This window comes from Acetobacter aceti NBRC 14818 (genome assembly GCF_000193495.2).
Classification (GTDB): Bacteria; Pseudomonadota; Alphaproteobacteria; order Acetobacterales; family Acetobacteraceae; genus Acetobacter; species Acetobacter aceti.
In genome coordinates this window covers 1,340,374-1,354,633 of the sequence record NZ_AP023410.1, presented here as the reverse complement: position 1 = coordinate 1,354,633, position 14,260 = coordinate 1,340,374, and the positions used below count along the sequence as shown (strand labels likewise).

At 60.3% G+C, this 14,260-nt stretch carries 14 protein-coding genes and 1 tRNA gene; 10 read left to right on the top strand and 5 right to left on the bottom strand.

From position 1 onward, the window contains the following. The first annotated feature begins 33 nt into the window (after positions 1 to 33). The 3 genes from EMQ_RS06070 to EMQ_RS06060 are packed head-to-tail and all read left to right on the top strand — an operon-like array spanning position 34 to position 2,389. Positions 34 to 1,299: a heme-copper oxidase family protein gene (locus tag EMQ_RS06070; RefSeq protein WP_018308306.1), complete on the top strand. Its 1,266-nt coding sequence runs from the start codon at positions 34 to 36 to the stop codon at positions 1,297 to 1,299. Next, the gene (locus tag EMQ_RS06065; protein ID WP_010668127.1) at positions 1,296 to 2,252 is read left to right on the top strand and encodes a heme o synthase; all 957 of its coding nucleotides are present in this window, start codon (positions 1,296 to 1,298) and stop codon (positions 2,250 to 2,252) included. The genes EMQ_RS06070 and EMQ_RS06065 overlap by 4 nt, the downstream gene beginning before the upstream one ends. Then, the gene (locus tag EMQ_RS06060; RefSeq protein ID WP_162467796.1) at positions 2,252 to 2,389 is read left to right on the top strand and encodes a hypothetical protein; all 138 of its coding nucleotides are present in this window, start codon (positions 2,252 to 2,254) and stop codon (positions 2,387 to 2,389) included. The genes EMQ_RS06065 and EMQ_RS06060 overlap by 1 nt, the downstream gene beginning before the upstream one ends. A gap of 106 nt (positions 2,390 to 2,495) precedes the next feature. Here EMQ_RS06060 and rlmB read toward each other — a convergent pair whose 3' ends face one another. Continuing rightward, entirely contained in the window at positions 2,496 to 3,362 is an 867-nt protein-coding gene (gene rlmB, locus EMQ_RS06055) for a 23S rRNA (guanosine(2251)-2'-O)-methyltransferase RlmB (protein ID WP_018308307.1), read from the bottom strand. Positions 3,363 to 3,443: 81 nt separating this feature from the next. Here rlmB and EMQ_RS06050 point away from each other — a divergent pair. Continuing rightward, positions 3,444 to 3,529 (top strand) — tRNA-Tyr (locus tag EMQ_RS06050). 206 nt (positions 3,530 to 3,735) lie between these two features. Here the strand turns inward: EMQ_RS06050 and EMQ_RS06045 are convergent. Further along, positions 3,736 to 4,380 (bottom strand): 2OG-Fe(II) oxygenase family protein, encoded by a 645-nt coding sequence (locus EMQ_RS06045; protein ID WP_026200172.1) that lies wholly within the window; start codon positions 4,378 to 4,380, stop codon positions 3,736 to 3,738. A 231-nt stretch (positions 4,381 to 4,611) separates the two neighbouring features. Between EMQ_RS06045 and EMQ_RS06040 the strand changes: the two genes are divergently transcribed. Next, positions 4,612 to 5,958: a glycosyltransferase family 87 protein gene (locus EMQ_RS06040; RefSeq protein ID WP_010667657.1), complete on the top strand. Its 1,347-nt coding sequence runs from the start codon at positions 4,612 to 4,614 to the stop codon at positions 5,956 to 5,958. Here EMQ_RS06040 and EMQ_RS06035 read toward each other — a convergent pair. Together EMQ_RS06035 and EMQ_RS06030 are read right to left on the bottom strand one after the other, a co-directional pair. Next, entirely contained in the window at positions 5,949 to 6,860 is a 912-nt protein-coding gene (locus EMQ_RS06035; RefSeq protein WP_010667656.1) for a prephenate/arogenate dehydrogenase family protein, read from the bottom strand. The genes EMQ_RS06040 and EMQ_RS06035 overlap by 10 nt on opposite strands. Then, entirely contained in the window at positions 6,860 to 7,915 is a 1,056-nt protein-coding gene (locus EMQ_RS06030; protein WP_026200174.1) for a lysylphosphatidylglycerol synthase domain-containing protein, read from the bottom strand. Before EMQ_RS06030 ends, EMQ_RS06035 begins: the two co-directional genes overlap by 1 nt. A gap of 265 nt (positions 7,916 to 8,180) precedes the next feature. On the opposite strand from EMQ_RS06030, the gene hpnA reads away from it, so the two are divergent. Next, positions 8,181 to 9,176, top strand: coding sequence for a hopanoid-associated sugar epimerase (hpnA, locus tag EMQ_RS06025; protein WP_010667654.1), 996 nt, complete (start codon positions 8,181 to 8,183; stop codon positions 9,174 to 9,176). A 12-nt stretch (positions 9,177 to 9,188) separates the two neighbouring features. Next, positions 9,189 to 10,343 (top strand): glycosyltransferase, encoded by a 1,155-nt coding sequence (locus EMQ_RS06020; protein WP_010667653.1) that lies wholly within the window; start codon positions 9,189 to 9,191, stop codon positions 10,341 to 10,343. Between the two features lie 67 nt (positions 10,344 to 10,410). Here EMQ_RS06020 and EMQ_RS06015 read toward each other — a convergent pair whose 3' ends face one another. Then, entirely contained in the window at positions 10,411 to 10,830 is a 420-nt protein-coding gene (locus EMQ_RS06015; protein ID WP_010667652.1) for an NUDIX hydrolase, read from the bottom strand. Positions 10,831 to 10,952: 122 nt separating this feature from the next. Here EMQ_RS06015 and EMQ_RS06010 point away from each other — a divergent pair, with 122 nt between their 5' ends. The 3 genes from EMQ_RS06010 to hpnE all read left to right on the top strand — a co-directional run bounded on the left by EMQ_RS06010 (position 10,953) and on the right by hpnE (position 14,225). Beyond that, on the top strand, positions 10,953 to 11,903 hold the full coding sequence (locus EMQ_RS06010) for a squalene/phytoene synthase family protein (protein WP_010667651.1): 951 nt from the start codon (positions 10,953 to 10,955) through the stop codon (positions 11,901 to 11,903). A 108-nt stretch (positions 11,904 to 12,011) separates the two neighbouring features. Further along, complete coding sequence (gene hpnD / locus EMQ_RS06005) at positions 12,012 to 12,914, top strand: presqualene diphosphate synthase HpnD (protein WP_010667650.1); 903 nt, start codon at positions 12,012 to 12,014, stop codon at positions 12,912 to 12,914. 6 nt (positions 12,915 to 12,920) lie between these two features. Beyond that, positions 12,921 to 14,225, top strand: coding sequence for a hydroxysqualene dehydroxylase HpnE (gene hpnE, locus EMQ_RS06000; protein WP_010667649.1), 1,305 nt, complete (start codon positions 12,921 to 12,923; stop codon positions 14,223 to 14,225). The last annotated feature ends 35 nt before the right edge of the window (positions 14,226 to 14,260 follow it).

Below are 14,260 nucleotides of genomic sequence, written 5' to 3'. Positions count from 1 at the left end.
CAAAGCCCTGATGAACGAGAGACGTGGACGCTGATGGCCGTTGTGACTCCTGCCCAAACTCAATCGGTCAACCATCGTAGCGGACTGTCTCCTTATGCCGCCGCTGCAGGTTATCTCGCGCTGTCAGTGACAGTGGGTGGACTGGCCGGAGCTGTCGCGCTCGCCAGTCAGCTTCATGTTCTGCCTGCCGGACTCGAAGCGAGAATGGCGGCTTTTCACCCCACCGCCATGCTGTTGTTCGTTGGTGTTCCCGCGTTTCTCGGCGCCTTTGGTCGACTTTTTCTCGCTCGTGATCTGATGTCAGGCGGAGTGAAGGGTCTTCCTCTGCTTGATAGCGGTGCTCTCACCGTCATGCTGCTGGCGCTTCTGATGTTTCTGAGCAGTGTTTCACAGGGTGACCTGTTCGGCATGGGCTTGTGGAGTGTCGGCGCTATTCTCATGTCCGCCTCCACTCTGGCGATCATCTGTGATTCACGGGCTGGAGCGGGCATTGTCGCTCCTCGTGGACAGGAGAGGGTGAGTGGGCTGATGCCTTTCTCCCTTTTTGTCTGGACACAGCTTTGCGCCACTATTGGGCTTCTGCTTGTTGCGCCGGTCCTGGCCGCAGGAGCGACCCGCGAGCTTCTCGGTGCCTCTGACGTCATGCCTCACTTTGAAATGCCTGCGACCCTGATTGTGTTGGTTTCAGCGTTTGGTCTGGCTGCCAGAGTGTTCGATGGCATTGCGCCAGTGGGGCAGAAGCTGAAGGCAGGTGCCGTGGCCGTTATTGCTACGGTCGCAATCGGCGGTCCTGCGCTGTGGGATCGCATGGCGTTTGTGCATGCAGATCCAGCTTGTGTGCAGAAAGTAGGGACGATTCTGGCTGCCGTTGCAGCAGTCGCATTTGCCGGAATCTGGATTCGCGCTCTGTGGCGTCAGGCTGTTACGGTGCGTGTAGCCATCGATGTGCCGGTGCTGTGGGTCTCCGGCTTTTTTGTGCTTCTGGCTGCTGGCTGGATGGGCTCAGGTGTGCATACGGCGGTTCTGAATGGCGCTGTGTTTGTTCTGTTCGGCGGGTTTTACGCCTGGCTGAATGACGTGACGAACGGGCATTACTCCCGGAATTCCGCCAGAGCGCAGTTTGGACTCATGTTCTTTGGCGTGCTGGCTTCTGACAGCAATACCGGTCTGGGGCAGGCTCTTGGTGGTGCGGCAATGGCCGTCTCACTCGGTGTTCTGGCTTTTGTGCTGCTGAACGTGCTGAGCGCAGGCAAAAAAGCTGCTTCCGGAAATGTCGCCATGCAGGAGATTCGCCGATGAGCGGCGCAACGGCGGAAGTCCGCCCCGCTCGCGTTCGGTTTGACGCAGCAAGGGTCGGCACGAACGCGAAGGACTGGGTTCAGCTTCTCAAGCCGCGGGTGATTTCACTCGTGGTGTTTACGGGCGCTGCCGGTCTTTACATGGCTCCCGGACACATGAATCCGTTGATGGCGGCGATCAGTATCCTGTGCATCTGTCTCGCTTCCGGTGCGGCGGGTGCCATCAACATGTGGTATGACCGCGACATCGACATCATCATGCAGCGGACAGCGACGCGCCCGATTCCGGGTGGCCGCATCCCGGCTGACGAGACGCTGGCCTATGGTTTGGGGCTATCGGTTTTCTCGGTGATCCTGATGTGGCTGGCGACAAATACGCTGGCGGCCGGGATTCTGGCGTTCTCCATTTTCTTCTATGCCGTAATCTATACGATGTGGCTGAAGCGTTCGACGCCGCAGAATATCGTTATTGGTGGGGCCGCGGGTGCTTTCCCACCGATGATCGGCTGGGCTGCGGCGACCGGCTCGATGGATGTGATGCCGGTGGTGATGTTCTCCATCGTGTTCCTGTGGACGCCCCCGCATTTCTGGTCGCTCTCGCTGTATGCCTGCAAGGATTACGGGCGGGCGGGGATTCCCATGCTGCCGGTGGTGAAGGGAGCCCGTCACACGCGCTGGAACATTCTGGCCTACACGATCATTCTGCTGGCGGTGTCGCTGGTGCCATCCTTCATGCATCTGAGCGGGATGCTGTATACGATGACCGCGCTGGCGCTTGGCCTCGGGTTTATTGCCTGCGCTGTTCGTGTGCTGCTGGAGAAGCAGGATGCCAATGGTGTCAGCCTGAATGGTGACAAGGCCGCACGGATCTCGTTCCGTTTCTCGCTGGCCTATCTGTTTCTGCTGTTCTGTGGCCTGCTGGCAGACCACGCTTTGACATGGTGGATGTCGTGATGACCGTGCCGACCGATCTGACTGAAGCCGAACAGACTGAACTGCTCCGTCGCCAGCGTGGACGAGTCATCAGTCTTGTCGGCTTTACACTGGCAATGGTGCTGGTGATTTATGCAGTGGCGCTGATCCGTCTGTAGAGCTCAGACCCTCAGTTGTAACGCTTTAACAAACAAGTCAGGATCAAAGGGACGCAGTCCTTTTGTGGAAGCCGGGGCAAAGCCCCGTAAAAGTCTAGCCGCTCCCTTAAGCCGCTCTCACCAGCTCATATAGCCCGATTGCCGCCGCCACAGAGACGTTGAGGCTTTCCATTGTGCCCGGCATGTAGAGGCCCGCAATTTCGTCGCAGTTTTCGCGCGTGAGACGACGCAAACCATCGCCTTCCGAGCCGAGAACCAGAGCGGCACGGCGACCTTTCAGGCTGCTGCCCTCAAGCCGTCCACCGCCAGCATCAAGGCCGACAACCCAGCAGTCGTTCTGTTTCAGGGTTTCCAGACAGCGCGACAGATTCACCACACGTACCAAAGGCACAACCTCCAGAGCGCCCGAAGCCGCCTTGGCCAGAGCCGCGCCTTCTTCCGGAGCGTTCCGATCCTGCATCACCACACAGGATGCGCCGAATGCAGCCGCTGAGCGGAGAATCGCACCGACATTGCGAGGATCGGTGACCTGATCGAGCACGAGGACCGGGCCCGGACGTTCCAGCGCATCCTCAATGGCCACAGCCTCAAGCGGTTCCACCAGCACGGCGACGCCCTGATGCACGGCTTCAGCGCCGAGGAGTGCTGTGAAACGGGCCTTGTCGCCACGCTCGACATAGGAGGGCAGGGGGACTGACAGACGTTTCGTGAAATCGTCCTGTGCCTCGGCAGAGAGAAGGACGCGCTGAACTGTGCGGTGCGGATTCTCCAGAGCGGCCTGACAGGCGTGCACGCCTGCGATCCAGTAAGGGCCACCCGGCTTTTGCCGGTTTCTGCCGTGATGACGCGGGCCGCCGCGACGGGCTTCTCCCTGATCACGGGAATCGGGCTGAGCCTGTCGGGAGGAGTGAGGGGAGGACTGTCGAGGTGTGCGCATGGCGCTGCTATACGACGGGTTGCATGTCGTCGTCATCAGGTCTGACAGCCGGAATGAAAGAGAAACTGCCAAACCGGTTGACAGGCAGCGTGAACACCCTTAATTCCTCGGCCCAACGGAAGGGTGCCCGAGTGGCTAAAGGGGGCGGACTGTAAATCCGCTGGCGTACGCCTACGTTGGTTCGAATCCAACTCCTTCCACCATTTTCCTTACAATTTGCAGGTCTCTCAGCTCCAATGCATGGTCGGTGCGGGGTGTCTGCTGTAGCCTTATACGTCTGTAATAAAACCCAGACGTGTTCTCAGCTTCCCGCCTTGTGATTTACAGGCTGGGATCAAAATGTTTGGGGCGTAGGTCACGCCCGCCTAATAATCACGGATATCTAACCTGTGGTTCCTGCTCGCGACCATCAGGCAGCAAATGTAAGCTTTTTCGCCAGTGCTGACAGTTTGTGACGCCGGAGTTCGGAGCGGGCCTTCACGCCGGTTTCCATGTAATTGAGCTGAATCGTGTAACGTGGACCGACATATTGCCGGTGACCGTGCCAGGTCGTCGGACCATTGGGGAAGACGAGTAACGTGCCGTTCACTGGCGGCACTTCCACAGCAAAATTCTCAACGTCATCAGGGCCGTTCAACAGGCGCAGGCAGCCTTCCTGACGTCCGAATGCGGCTGATGGCGGGTTGAGATAGAGAAGGATCGTCACACGTTTGGCAGTGGAATCGCAGTGAATACGACCGTCCTTCTCTCGTGTGCGCCCACGGATGGTCAGCATGGTGGGCGCGTCGTCGAGATTGAGATCGAACTTCCGGGCAATGATCTCTCGCAGTTTCGGACCTTCAAGCTGCGTGATGAGATTCTGCATGAGTGGCGTTAACGCCAGCGCCTCGGGCGGAAAGGAGCCCCCGGAAGTGATCTGCGGCAGGGATGTCTGGAGAACGGCCAGTTCATCCTGCGGGATGAAATGCTCGACGGCCACATGCGGAAAAGGAGCTTGCTCGATCGGCTTGGCCGCCAGAGCGGCAAAATCAAGATTCAGGGCGGCGACAGTCATGATCCGGAACTCCTTGACCTCTTCATGTTGAATAGAGGCCGTGTTCTGCCTTGTGAGTGCTGCATCATATGTCTGCATTGTCTGCGTGTCACATGGACGTATCCGCATGGTCGTTTGATGTGATGACAAGATTAAAAATCATCACCCGATGTCATGCCGTCTGAATGAAGCAGTAATTCGTTAACCTTTCTGTCTGATGGTGCCGGAAAATATCATCACATCAGGCAGGGTATGGACAGGCGGCCAAAGAGACTGAAAGCGGCGCTCGGGCGAGCCCTTCTACAGGCTGACTGGCTGAATCGCGGGCGGGCGCTGGCTTATTGTCGCATCCTCGGTGTTTACGGATGGGGCCTGTTTCTTTCCATTATCGTGGTTTCACATTGGGGCACCGATTTCGAGGGGCAACCGATCTGCGCTGATTTCGTCAGTTTCTGGGCCGCTTCCCGGCAGGTGCTGCAGGGGCATGTGGCCGAGGTGTATGACAGCGCGAAGCACCATCTGGTCGAGCTTTCCGCTTTTCCCGGTCTCTCCTTCGGCAACTTTGCGTTCTACTACCCTCCGACATTTCTGCTGGTCTGCGTGCCGCTCGCGCTGGTGCCCTATCGCCTCTCGGTCGCGCTGTTTCTGATCCTTACAGGCACTCTCTTCGTGCGCGCTCTGCGTTGGCTGCTGCCACAACGCTGGGCGCTTCTGCCGATTCTGGCCTTTCCGGGATTGGTGATCGGTGTGGCGAACGGGCAGAACGGTCTTCTCACCGGTTCTCTGTTCGGCTGGGCCATGGTGTTGCTGGCGGAACATCCATTCGTGGCGGGCCTGTGCCTTGGTGGGCTGGTGATCAAGCCGCAATTGCTGGTGGCGGCACCAGTGGTTCTGCTTTGCGCCCGACGATGGCGTGCTGTTGCCGGCGGAATATGCTCCGGTCTGGGCCTGATTGCGGCGTCATGGCTCGCTTTTGGCGCTTCCGGCTGGAATGGCTTTCTGCGCATGAGCCATGAGGCTCAGGGGGCGTTCTCGCACGGCTATGTCCAGTCATGGAAAATGCAGAGTGTCTTTGCCGCCGCGCATCTGCTGCATGCGCCTGCATGGCTGGCTTATGGCGCGCAGATAACGGCGGCGGTATCGGCTTTAAGCCTCGCTGGATGGCTTGCGGCACATTTGCGCAGGCGTGTGGCCGAGCTTGGCGAGAGGGCGGTCGCATCCGGACAGGTGGCGGTGATGATCGCCGCGATGCCGTTCTGTTCGCCGTTCCTGCTGGATTATGATCTGGCCTGTCTGGCGTTTCCGATGGGATGGCTGCTGTTGCAGGCACAGCGGACTGGTTGGTGGTCAGGCGAGAAATTCGTTCTCTTTTTGGCTTACATCTATCTGCTGGGGGCAAGGCTGTTTGCCGAACTGACGCATGTCGGTCCCACGCCGATTATCTGTGCGGCTCTACTGTGCGTGTTGGCGCGGCGCATCGCCCCGGACAAATGGTCAGACCTCAAACGGATTATCTTGTCGAAGACAACCCGGCTCAGTCGGCGACATCTAGAGACCGCGCCTGTGGCTACACGGGGCAATGGTGGCGTTCAGGCCTGACGGTTTTCCAGCAGACTGCGTCGGATGCTGCGTCCGCGCTCAATACGGTCCACGATATAATCGGAATCGCCCCAGCGGATCGCACGGGCCATCGCCTGAGCATCCTCCAGAAACCGTGAAAGCATCTCAAGAATGGCTTCACGATTGGACAGAAAGATGTCCCGCCACATGATGGGATCAGATGCCGCGATTCGCGTGAAATCCCGGAAGCCGCTGGCTGCAAATTCCAGCACTTCGGAGCGGGTTTCATCAGCCAGATCGTCAGCCGTGCCGCAGATGGTGAAGGCCAGCAGATGGGGGAGATGGCTGACGATGGCGCACACCCTATCGTGGTGTTCCGGCGTCATATCCCGTGTGCGGGCGCCGCAGAGCTGCCAGAGTGTCGTGATGGCTTCGACACTGTCTGGCGCGTTGTCCGGCAGCGGGGTCAGCAGGCACCAGCGATTATCGAAGAGCGTAGCGAACCCGGCATCCGGGCCGGAATATTCCGTGCCCGCCATTGGATGCGCCGGAACATAGGGGACGTCCGGGCGCAAAAAGGGGCGGATGGCCTCGATCACAGCTACCTTGGTCGAGCCGGTATCCGTCAGAATCGCACCGGGCTTCATGGCCGGGATGACGGTGGCGGCGACTTCGCCCATTGCGCCGACCGGCACGCAGAGCATCACGCAGTCAGCGTCGGCGACGGCAGCAGCCGCATCGCCTGTGACCTCATCGGCAATGCCAAGTTCGCGCACACGCTCACGAAACGCCGGATTGATGTCCACGGCTATGAGACGCCGCGCAATTGTCCTGTCGCGTCGTGCGCGATGCAGCACGGAGGCTCCGATAAGACCCGGGCCGATGACGACCAGCGTGTCGAACAGGGGAGTGGGCGCGTCGGAAGAATCGGTCACAGGCATCATCCTTCCGTCGTGTCTGTCAGGGCGTCGGGCATCCGGTCCGGAAGAGGCCGTGCTTCCGTTTTCGCTGTGCGGGCTTTGAGGGCCCGCATTTCCGAATACTGCCACCATACCAGCATGGGGATGCCAATGCTGATTTCCCGACCACGACGCAGCAGGGACAAGGCGAGGCAGAGGGAGGCGTCCAGCCCGAAAGCATGGCCCAGCGTCATATAAGCGCCTTCCTGCACGCCAAGGGCGGCGGGGACCAAGAAGGAGGCCGACATCAGGCCGCAGGTGACGCCTTCAATGGCGATGGCATCAGGAAAACTCAGCGAGGCCCCCATCAGGTAAACGGTCAGCCAGAGCACGCCCGCGCTGCAGATCCACCCGACCAGATGAATGGCGGCGGAAGCGGAGATGCGGCCAGGGTGTGACCAGGCCCTCTCCATCCAGTCCTGCAAGGTTCCCGCGCCGTCCATGACCGTCGTCTGCCATTGTCCGGCAATGTGTTTGCCGAGCAGGCGCACCGTGCGTTTCACGGCTGTTCCACCGCGTTGCTGCGTCCAGATGAAACCGGTAGCGCCCGCAGTGAGCAGAAGAGCGCCGATGATGACGGGCTTGACCAGCGGATTGGACGCGCTGCCGACGGCCAGAAGCGTGACGGCCAGCAGGATGAAGACAATCTGCCCCAGCACCTCTGTCGTGATGTCGACCACATTGGCGCACGCGGCTTCCGGCCATTCGATGGAGGAGGTTTCCACGGCGTGGTGACGGCTGGTGGCGCGGATACCGAGCACGATGCCGCCCAGCTGGGAAAAGGGAAGGCAGGTCGAGGCGGCGTCCCTGATCATGCGGGCGACCATCAGATGCCTGTAGGTCATGGAAGGAAACGCCGCATACCAGGCGCAGCCGAGAACGGCGTCCACGGCGAGCTGCGCCAGGATCGTCAGGAGAAAACCGACAAGGCCGATCCGTGAGACAGCCGCCACGACGGAGTCAAAGCCGTTCCACGCCATTGCAGCTGTAATCGCGGCAAGCCCGAGGAGGGTGAGAAGGATGGTAAGTTTTTTCAAGAGTATCAGACCATCCGTCGGTTGTCGCTCATGGCTTCGGCCGGACGCGAGGCGAATCTGTCCGGAAAAGATCGAAATAGGAGGTCCGACACAGGATGTGCGACCCTTCTCCAAAACAGGGCGAAGTCCTTACACTACCCGGTCGGAATGCGCCAGTGTAACAGGGCTGCAGGCTTTTATCGTGTCCCTCTGGTCTAAACCATCTTCCTCAGGATAAAGCAGAATGACATGTTTTGACCATAATGCCTGAGGGGAAAGGGATTCCATGACCGCGCCAACTCTTGTGACAGGAGCTACCGGCTTCGTGGGCTCTGCTGTGGCCCGCGTGCTTCTGGCTCGTGGTCATGCCCTGCGCCTGATGGTCCGTGCCGGTAGCGATCGGCGCAATATCGCTGACATGCCAGCCGAACTGGTGGAAGGCGATCTTTCCAACCCTGCCAGTTTTGCGAAGGCGGTCGAAGGCTGTCGTTACGTCTTTCATGTCGCGGCGGACTACCGTTTGTGGGTGCCTGATCCGGCCCCGATGATGGCGGCGAATGTCGAGGGCACCCGCCTGCTCATGCAGGCCGCACAGGCTGCCGGCGTGGAAAAGATTGTCTATTGTTCTTCGGTCGCGGCGCTGGGATTGATCGGTGACGGCACGATCTCGACGGAAGAAACGCCCGTCAACGAGCACTCCGTCATCGGTATTTACAAGAAGTCCAAATATCGTGCCGAGCAGGAAGTCCTTCGCATGGTGCGCGATCAGGGGCTGAAGGCCGTCGTCGTCAATCCGTCTACGCCCGTCGGTCCCCGCGATATTAAGCCCACACCGACAGGACAGATGATTCTCGACTGCGCTGCGGGCCGGATGCCCGCCTATGTCGATACAGGCGTGAACATCGTGCATGTCGATGATGTGGCGGAAGGTCATGCGCTGGCTCTGGAGCGCGGCGTCGTGGGTGAGCAGTATATCCTCGGCGGCCAGAACTACCTGCTGGGTGACCTGTTCCGCATGGTAGCGGAAATCGCGCATGTGAAGCCGCCCCGGATTGTCCTGCCGCAGGAGGTGATCTGGCCGGTTGCTGTGGCGTCCGAATGGCTGTCCCGCAAATTTGGCATCGAACCCCGCGTGACGCGGGAGATGCTGGCGATGTCACGCAAGAAGATGTTCTTCTCCTCGGACAAGGCTATCCATGACCTCGGCTATGCGCCGCGTCCAGCGTATGACGCCGTCAAGGACGCGATAGACTGGTTCCGTCAGGCTGGTATGCTGAAATAAGAGCGGGGACGTATGCTGGTTTATCTGGCCGGTCTCTCGGCACTGATCTGGACTGCTCTTCTCGGCTTTCATGGACGATTCTGGCAGGCCGGTCCCATTCTGCGCCCCGGAAAGACGCATAAAACACTGCCTCCGGTCAGCGTGGTGGTGCCTGCGCGGGACGAGGCTGAGTCGATAAAATCCTGTCTCTCGTCGCTTCTGACGCAGGATTACGCAGGACAGTATCGCATTGTCCTGACTGACGATCGCAGCACGGACGGCACGGGTGATCTGGCGCGTGGTCTGCCGGACCCACAAGGCAAACTGACGGTTCTGGACGGGCAGCATCGTCCTGACGAAGCCTGGAGTGGCAAGCTCTGGGCTGTCGAGCAGGGGGTGGCGCGTGTCCGGGCAGAGTGTCCTGAAGATGATGGCTACATTCTGCTGACGGACGCCGATATCGAGCATGATCCGGCCCATATCTCCACGCTGGTGGAAAAAGCCGAACGTGAAGGGCTCGATATGGTGTCCGAAATGGTGGAACTGAACTGTGTCAGCGCGGCTGAAAAGGCGCTGGTGCCGGCTTTCGTGTTCTTTTTCGCGCTGCTGTATCCCTTCGCCAAGGTGGCTGATCCTAAAAGCCGGACGGCGGCTGCGGCGGGTGGCACAATTCTGATTCGCCGTGCCGCACTGACCCGCATTGGCGGTATTGCTGCCCTGCGTGGTGCTCTGATCGATGACTGCACGCTGGCGGCGCACGTCAAGCGCTCGGGTGGCCGGATCTATCTCGGTCATTCCTGTCTCGCGCGCTCGATCCGACCCTATCCGCATCCGCGTGACATCTGGCGCATGATTGCCCGCACGGCATATGTTCAGCTGCATTATTCCCCGTTGATCCTTGCCGGAACGGTGCTGGGAATGCTGCTTGTCTGGATTCTGCCCATCTTTCTGGCGCTGTTCGGGAAAGGGCAGGCCCGCAAGCTGGCGGCGCTGGCATGGTTGGCGTCGATGGCGTCCTACATGCCAACCTTACGACGTTTCCGCATGTCGCCTTTCTGGGCGCTGCTGCTGCCAGTCGTTGCGATATTCTACACGGCTGCGACGGTCGGCTCGGCTGTGGATCACCATCGCGGTCGGGGCGTGAGGTGGAAGAACCGGGCTTACACCGAGGCAACGCACGCAGGGTGATTTCTGCGGGCACGGTTGCGGGTTAAAGCCCGCAATCCGCCAATGGCTGGTCGTTGACCGTTTTCTGTCAGCGATACCCTGAACGTCCCTGAAGAGCCTGAAGAGCCTGCCGGGTCGCCTCCGTGAGAGGTGAGGGCAGGGAGGACAGGTCGAACCAGCCCATTTCAGCGAGAGCTTCCGGTTCACGGATGGCGGGCTCGCCGATAAAGGCTTCCACCAGAAAAACCGGCGCGACCCAGTGTTGCCCGGCTGTTCTGTCGATCTGATCCACCACACAGAGCAGTTCGGGTGCCTGGATCTGGATGCCCAGTTCCTCCTCTATCTCACGCACCGCCGTGTCAGCGACCTTTTCATAAGGATCGACCTTGCCGCCGGGCAGACCCCAGTGCCCGGCTTCGGGATTGCGCTTTCTTTTGACAAGAAGAAGCTGGTCTTTGCGGAAGATCGCAGCGCCGCAACCGACACGTGGAATAGGGGGATTTGTCATGATGAGATGCTCCTGTGATCTGTTTGCCGGATGATGCGGCTGACAGTCCATCTGTGATCTAGCGGAAGTAACGTGGTAGTAAGTGTAGGCAGCAGGCTCCGGAGCGTGTAAACCACCCCGCCATGTTTCCGGATTCCTCATCAGCCGCACACGCGGAGCCAACCCTTCTGTCAGAAAGCCTGTCAGTTGAAGACGTGCGCGCTGCTGTCGCCCGTGACAGAATTGATCCGTGGCGTGCGCCTGATGTCTCGTCCGGCAAGGGGCAGTCAGACGAGAATTTCCCGGTCGGCTCGGTGCTGTTTGCGCCTGCCATGCGCAGTCATGTGCACGCCTATTATGATTTCGCCCGCTTCAGTGATGACGTGACTGACAGCGATCGGCTGACACCCGAGGAAAAGGTGGCGCGGCTGGATGCGATGGAAGACATCGTGCACGGTCGGGCTCAGGCCCCCGATCGCAAGGACGCCCGTTCCGCCGCACGTGTCCGGGAGATGTTGCTGCGCACGGGGCTTCCGTTCGAGGTCGCAACAGACCTGTTGGTCGCGTTCAGGGAAGACGCGGTCAAATCGCGCTACGCCTCCCAGACTGAACTCGACCGTTATTGCCGCTACTCCGCGAATCCGGTCGGGCGCTTTCTGCTGGGACTGCATGGCGAGAGTGACAGGACATTCCCGGCGTCCGACGCGCTCTGCACGTCACTCCAGATTCTCAATCATCTTCAGGATTGTCAGAAAGACCTTCTCCTTCTGAAGCGGTGCTATGTGCCGCTGGACCTTCTTGAGGCGCAGGGGCTCGGTGTAGAGGCTGTTCTGGAAAACACGACCTCCCCGTCATTGCGTCGCGTTTTCGACATATTGCTCGACGAGACAGATCGCCTGAACGAAGTGGCCCTCGGGTTGCTGCATCAGGTAAGGGATCGCCGGATGCGGATGTATTGCGGCGCTGTTGTAAGGCTGGCGCATCTGCTGGCGGCCCGTCTGCGGGTGGGAGATCCGCTGGCCGAACGGGTGGCGCTGACAAAGGCTGATTTCGCCCGGGCGGCGGTTGCGGCCCTCGGGTGCTGGAAGAACTGATATGCCTTCCGGAACAGGACTGGTCCGGAAGGCAGGACTGACAAGACAGGGGAGTGTCTGCTCCCGCTGGACTATTGGGCGGTGCGGAACCGTCCGGGAAAGGATGCCATGACTGACGTAATCGGAACGCATGACGAACCCACACCGCTCGGCTGTGACCCGACCGACCTTGCGCGGGTCGAGGCGATCGTGCGGCAGGCTGGAACGTCATTCGCGGCGGGAATGCGCATTCTGCCGCCATACCGTCGTTATGGCATGTATGCGATCTATGCCTTCTGCCGGATGGTGGACGACATTGCGGACGGCGATGTGCCTTCCCTGAGCGGCCCGGAGCATGCACAGGCCCGGGAAGCGCGCCTCAATGAGTGGCGTGAGCGCATTGGCCGCCTTTACGACGACAAGCCGCAGGATGCGCTGGACCGGGTGCTGCATGCCTCCATCCGTTTCTTCTCGCTGAAGCAGAAAGATTTTGACGACGTGATCGACGGCATGATCATGGACGCCACAGGGCCGATCGTGGCTCCGACCGAAGAAACGCTGGATCTTTACTGTGATCGTGTGGCTTCCGCTGTCGGACGTCTCTCCGTGCATGTGTTCGGCGACAGCTCGAAACACGCCGAGCGGGTGGCCTATCACCTTGGTCGCGCCCTCCAGTTGACCAACATTCTGCGTGATGTGTCTGAAGATGCGCGGATTGGTCGTCTGTATCTGCCGAAGGAACTGCTGGCCCGCTTTGATGTGCCTGTCGATCCGCAGAAGGCCCTGTCGGCTCCGGGTCTTGCGGGTGTGATGCAGATTCTGGCAGTCCGGGCTCAGGATCACTTCCGTCAGGCGTTCAGGGCCATGAAGAAATGTGATCGCAAGGCGATGGTGCCGGCCCGCATGATGGGTGGCTGCTATCTGTCGATCCTGAACGCGCTGATGAAGCGTGGTTGGGATCATGTCCGCACGCCGCTGGCGGTTTCCAAGGTCAGCAAGGCGGTTGGCGTCGTGCAGGCTTTCGCGGCCTGATCAGGGATGGCGCGTCGGGTTCATATTGTCGGTGGTGGTCTGTCCGGACTTTCGGCTGCCGTGGAGGTCGCGGGTAGTGGCCAGCATGTCATTGTGCATGAGGCCGGACCGGCCTGCGGTGGCCGGGCGCGTTCCTATGAGGACAAGAAGCTCGGTTGCCGGATCGACAATGGCAACCATCTGCTGCTGACGGCGAACGAGGCTGTCTTTCGCTATATGGGGCTGATCGGCGCGCTGGACACGTTGCAGGGGCCGGACGAGCCGATCTTCCCGTTTGTCGATCTCCAGAAGCCCTGTGTGTGGACACTGGATCTCTCCATGGGGCGCGTGCCGTGGTGGGTGTTCAGTCCGACTAGGCGTGTGCCGGGCATGCGGCTCGGCGAACTGCTAAGCCTGCAACGCCTCATTGGTGCGAGCCCGGATCAGGTTGTGTCTGACTGTTTGCTGCCGGGTGAATTCTCGCGTCGCCTGCTCGATTCGTTCTCCATCGCCGCGCTCAACACGCCGAGCGATGAAGCCAGTGCGGCACTGCTCGGTCATGTCATTAACGAATCGCTGGCCAAGGGTGGACGCGCCTGTCTGCCGCGTTTCCCGAAGGTTGGTCTGTCCGAGAGTCTGGTCGACCCGGCGCTGGCGCATCTTTCCATCCTGAAGGCGGAAGTGCGTACCGGGCGACGCGTCACCGGCATTGAAGCCACGAACGGTCGCGTTACGGCCCTAAATTTCCCTGACGAACGAATCGAGGTCGGTGAGGATGACGTTGTCATTCTGGCTGTGACTGCGCCTGTGGCGGCTGGTCTGCTGAAAGAGGCGCTGCCTGCTCTGGTGGTGCCGGATGAGTTTGAAGGCATTTTTAACGCGCATTTCCGTCTTGAGCGTCCACCGGTGCCGGTTGGAGCGTTTGCGAAGACCCGTTTTGTCGGTGTGGTCGGTGCCGTGACGGAATGGATTTTCCTCAAGGATGACATCCTCTCGGTCACGGTCAGCGCGGCGAACCGTTACGCCGACCGGGATCCCGAGGAGCTTGGACGGCAGATCTGGCAGGAAGTGCGTCAGACGATGGACGGGCTTCTGGCTGGCCCGCTTCCGGTCGAGCCGCCCTTGCAGCGACTGGTGTGGGAGAAGCGCGCGACCTTCGCCGCTACCCCCGCGCAGTTGCGGAAACGGCCCGGTGCTGCGACAGGGCTTGTCAATCTGGCGCTGGCGGGGGACTGGACGGCGACGGGTTTGCCCGCCACGATTGACGGTTCCATTCGCTCCGGCGTCGCCGCCGTGAAGGCGCTTGGGCTTCGTGGGGCCATGTCTGATTGATGGGGTCTGACTGGTTTTGATTCGGGTATCACGGT

What these genes read in the sequence shown, in the direction of transcription:
- EMQ_RS06040 (WP_010667657.1), top strand. Translation starts at nt 4,612, where the DNA reads ATGGACAGGCGGCCAAAGAGACTGAAAGCGGCGCTCGGGCGAGCCCTT.
- EMQ_RS06015 (WP_010667652.1), bottom strand. Translation starts at nt 10,830, where the DNA reads ATGACAAATCCCCCTATTCCACGTGTCGGTTGCGGCGCTGCGATCTTC.
- hpnA (WP_010667654.1), top strand. Translation starts at nt 8,181, where the DNA reads ATGACCGCGCCAACTCTTGTGACAGGAGCTACCGGCTTCGTGGGCTCT.
- EMQ_RS06010 (WP_010667651.1), top strand. Translation starts at nt 10,953, where the DNA reads ATGTTTCCGGATTCCTCATCAGCCGCACACGCGGAGCCAACCCTTCTG.
- EMQ_RS06035 (WP_010667656.1), bottom strand. Translation starts at nt 6,860, where the DNA reads ATGCCTGTGACCGATTCTTCCGACGCGCCCACTCCCCTGTTCGACACG.
- EMQ_RS06070 (WP_018308306.1), top strand. Translation starts at nt 34, where the DNA reads ATGGCCGTTGTGACTCCTGCCCAAACTCAATCGGTCAACCATCGTAGC.
- EMQ_RS06060 (WP_162467796.1), top strand. Translation starts at nt 2,252, where the DNA reads ATGACCGTGCCGACCGATCTGACTGAAGCCGAACAGACTGAACTGCTC.
- EMQ_RS06065 (WP_010668127.1), top strand. Translation starts at nt 1,296, where the DNA reads ATGAGCGGCGCAACGGCGGAAGTCCGCCCCGCTCGCGTTCGGTTTGAC.
- hpnD (WP_010667650.1), top strand. Translation starts at nt 12,012, where the DNA reads ATGACTGACGTAATCGGAACGCATGACGAACCCACACCGCTCGGCTGT.
- EMQ_RS06020 (WP_010667653.1), top strand. Translation starts at nt 9,189, where the DNA reads ATGCTGGTTTATCTGGCCGGTCTCTCGGCACTGATCTGGACTGCTCTT.
- EMQ_RS06045 (WP_026200172.1), bottom strand. Translation starts at nt 4,380, where the DNA reads ATGACTGTCGCCGCCCTGAATCTTGATTTTGCCGCTCTGGCGGCCAAG.
- hpnE (WP_010667649.1), top strand. Translation starts at nt 12,921, where the DNA reads ATGGCGCGTCGGGTTCATATTGTCGGTGGTGGTCTGTCCGGACTTTCG.
- rlmB (WP_018308307.1), bottom strand. Translation starts at nt 3,362, where the DNA reads ATGACGACGACATGCAACCCGTCGTATAGCAGCGCCATGCGCACACCT.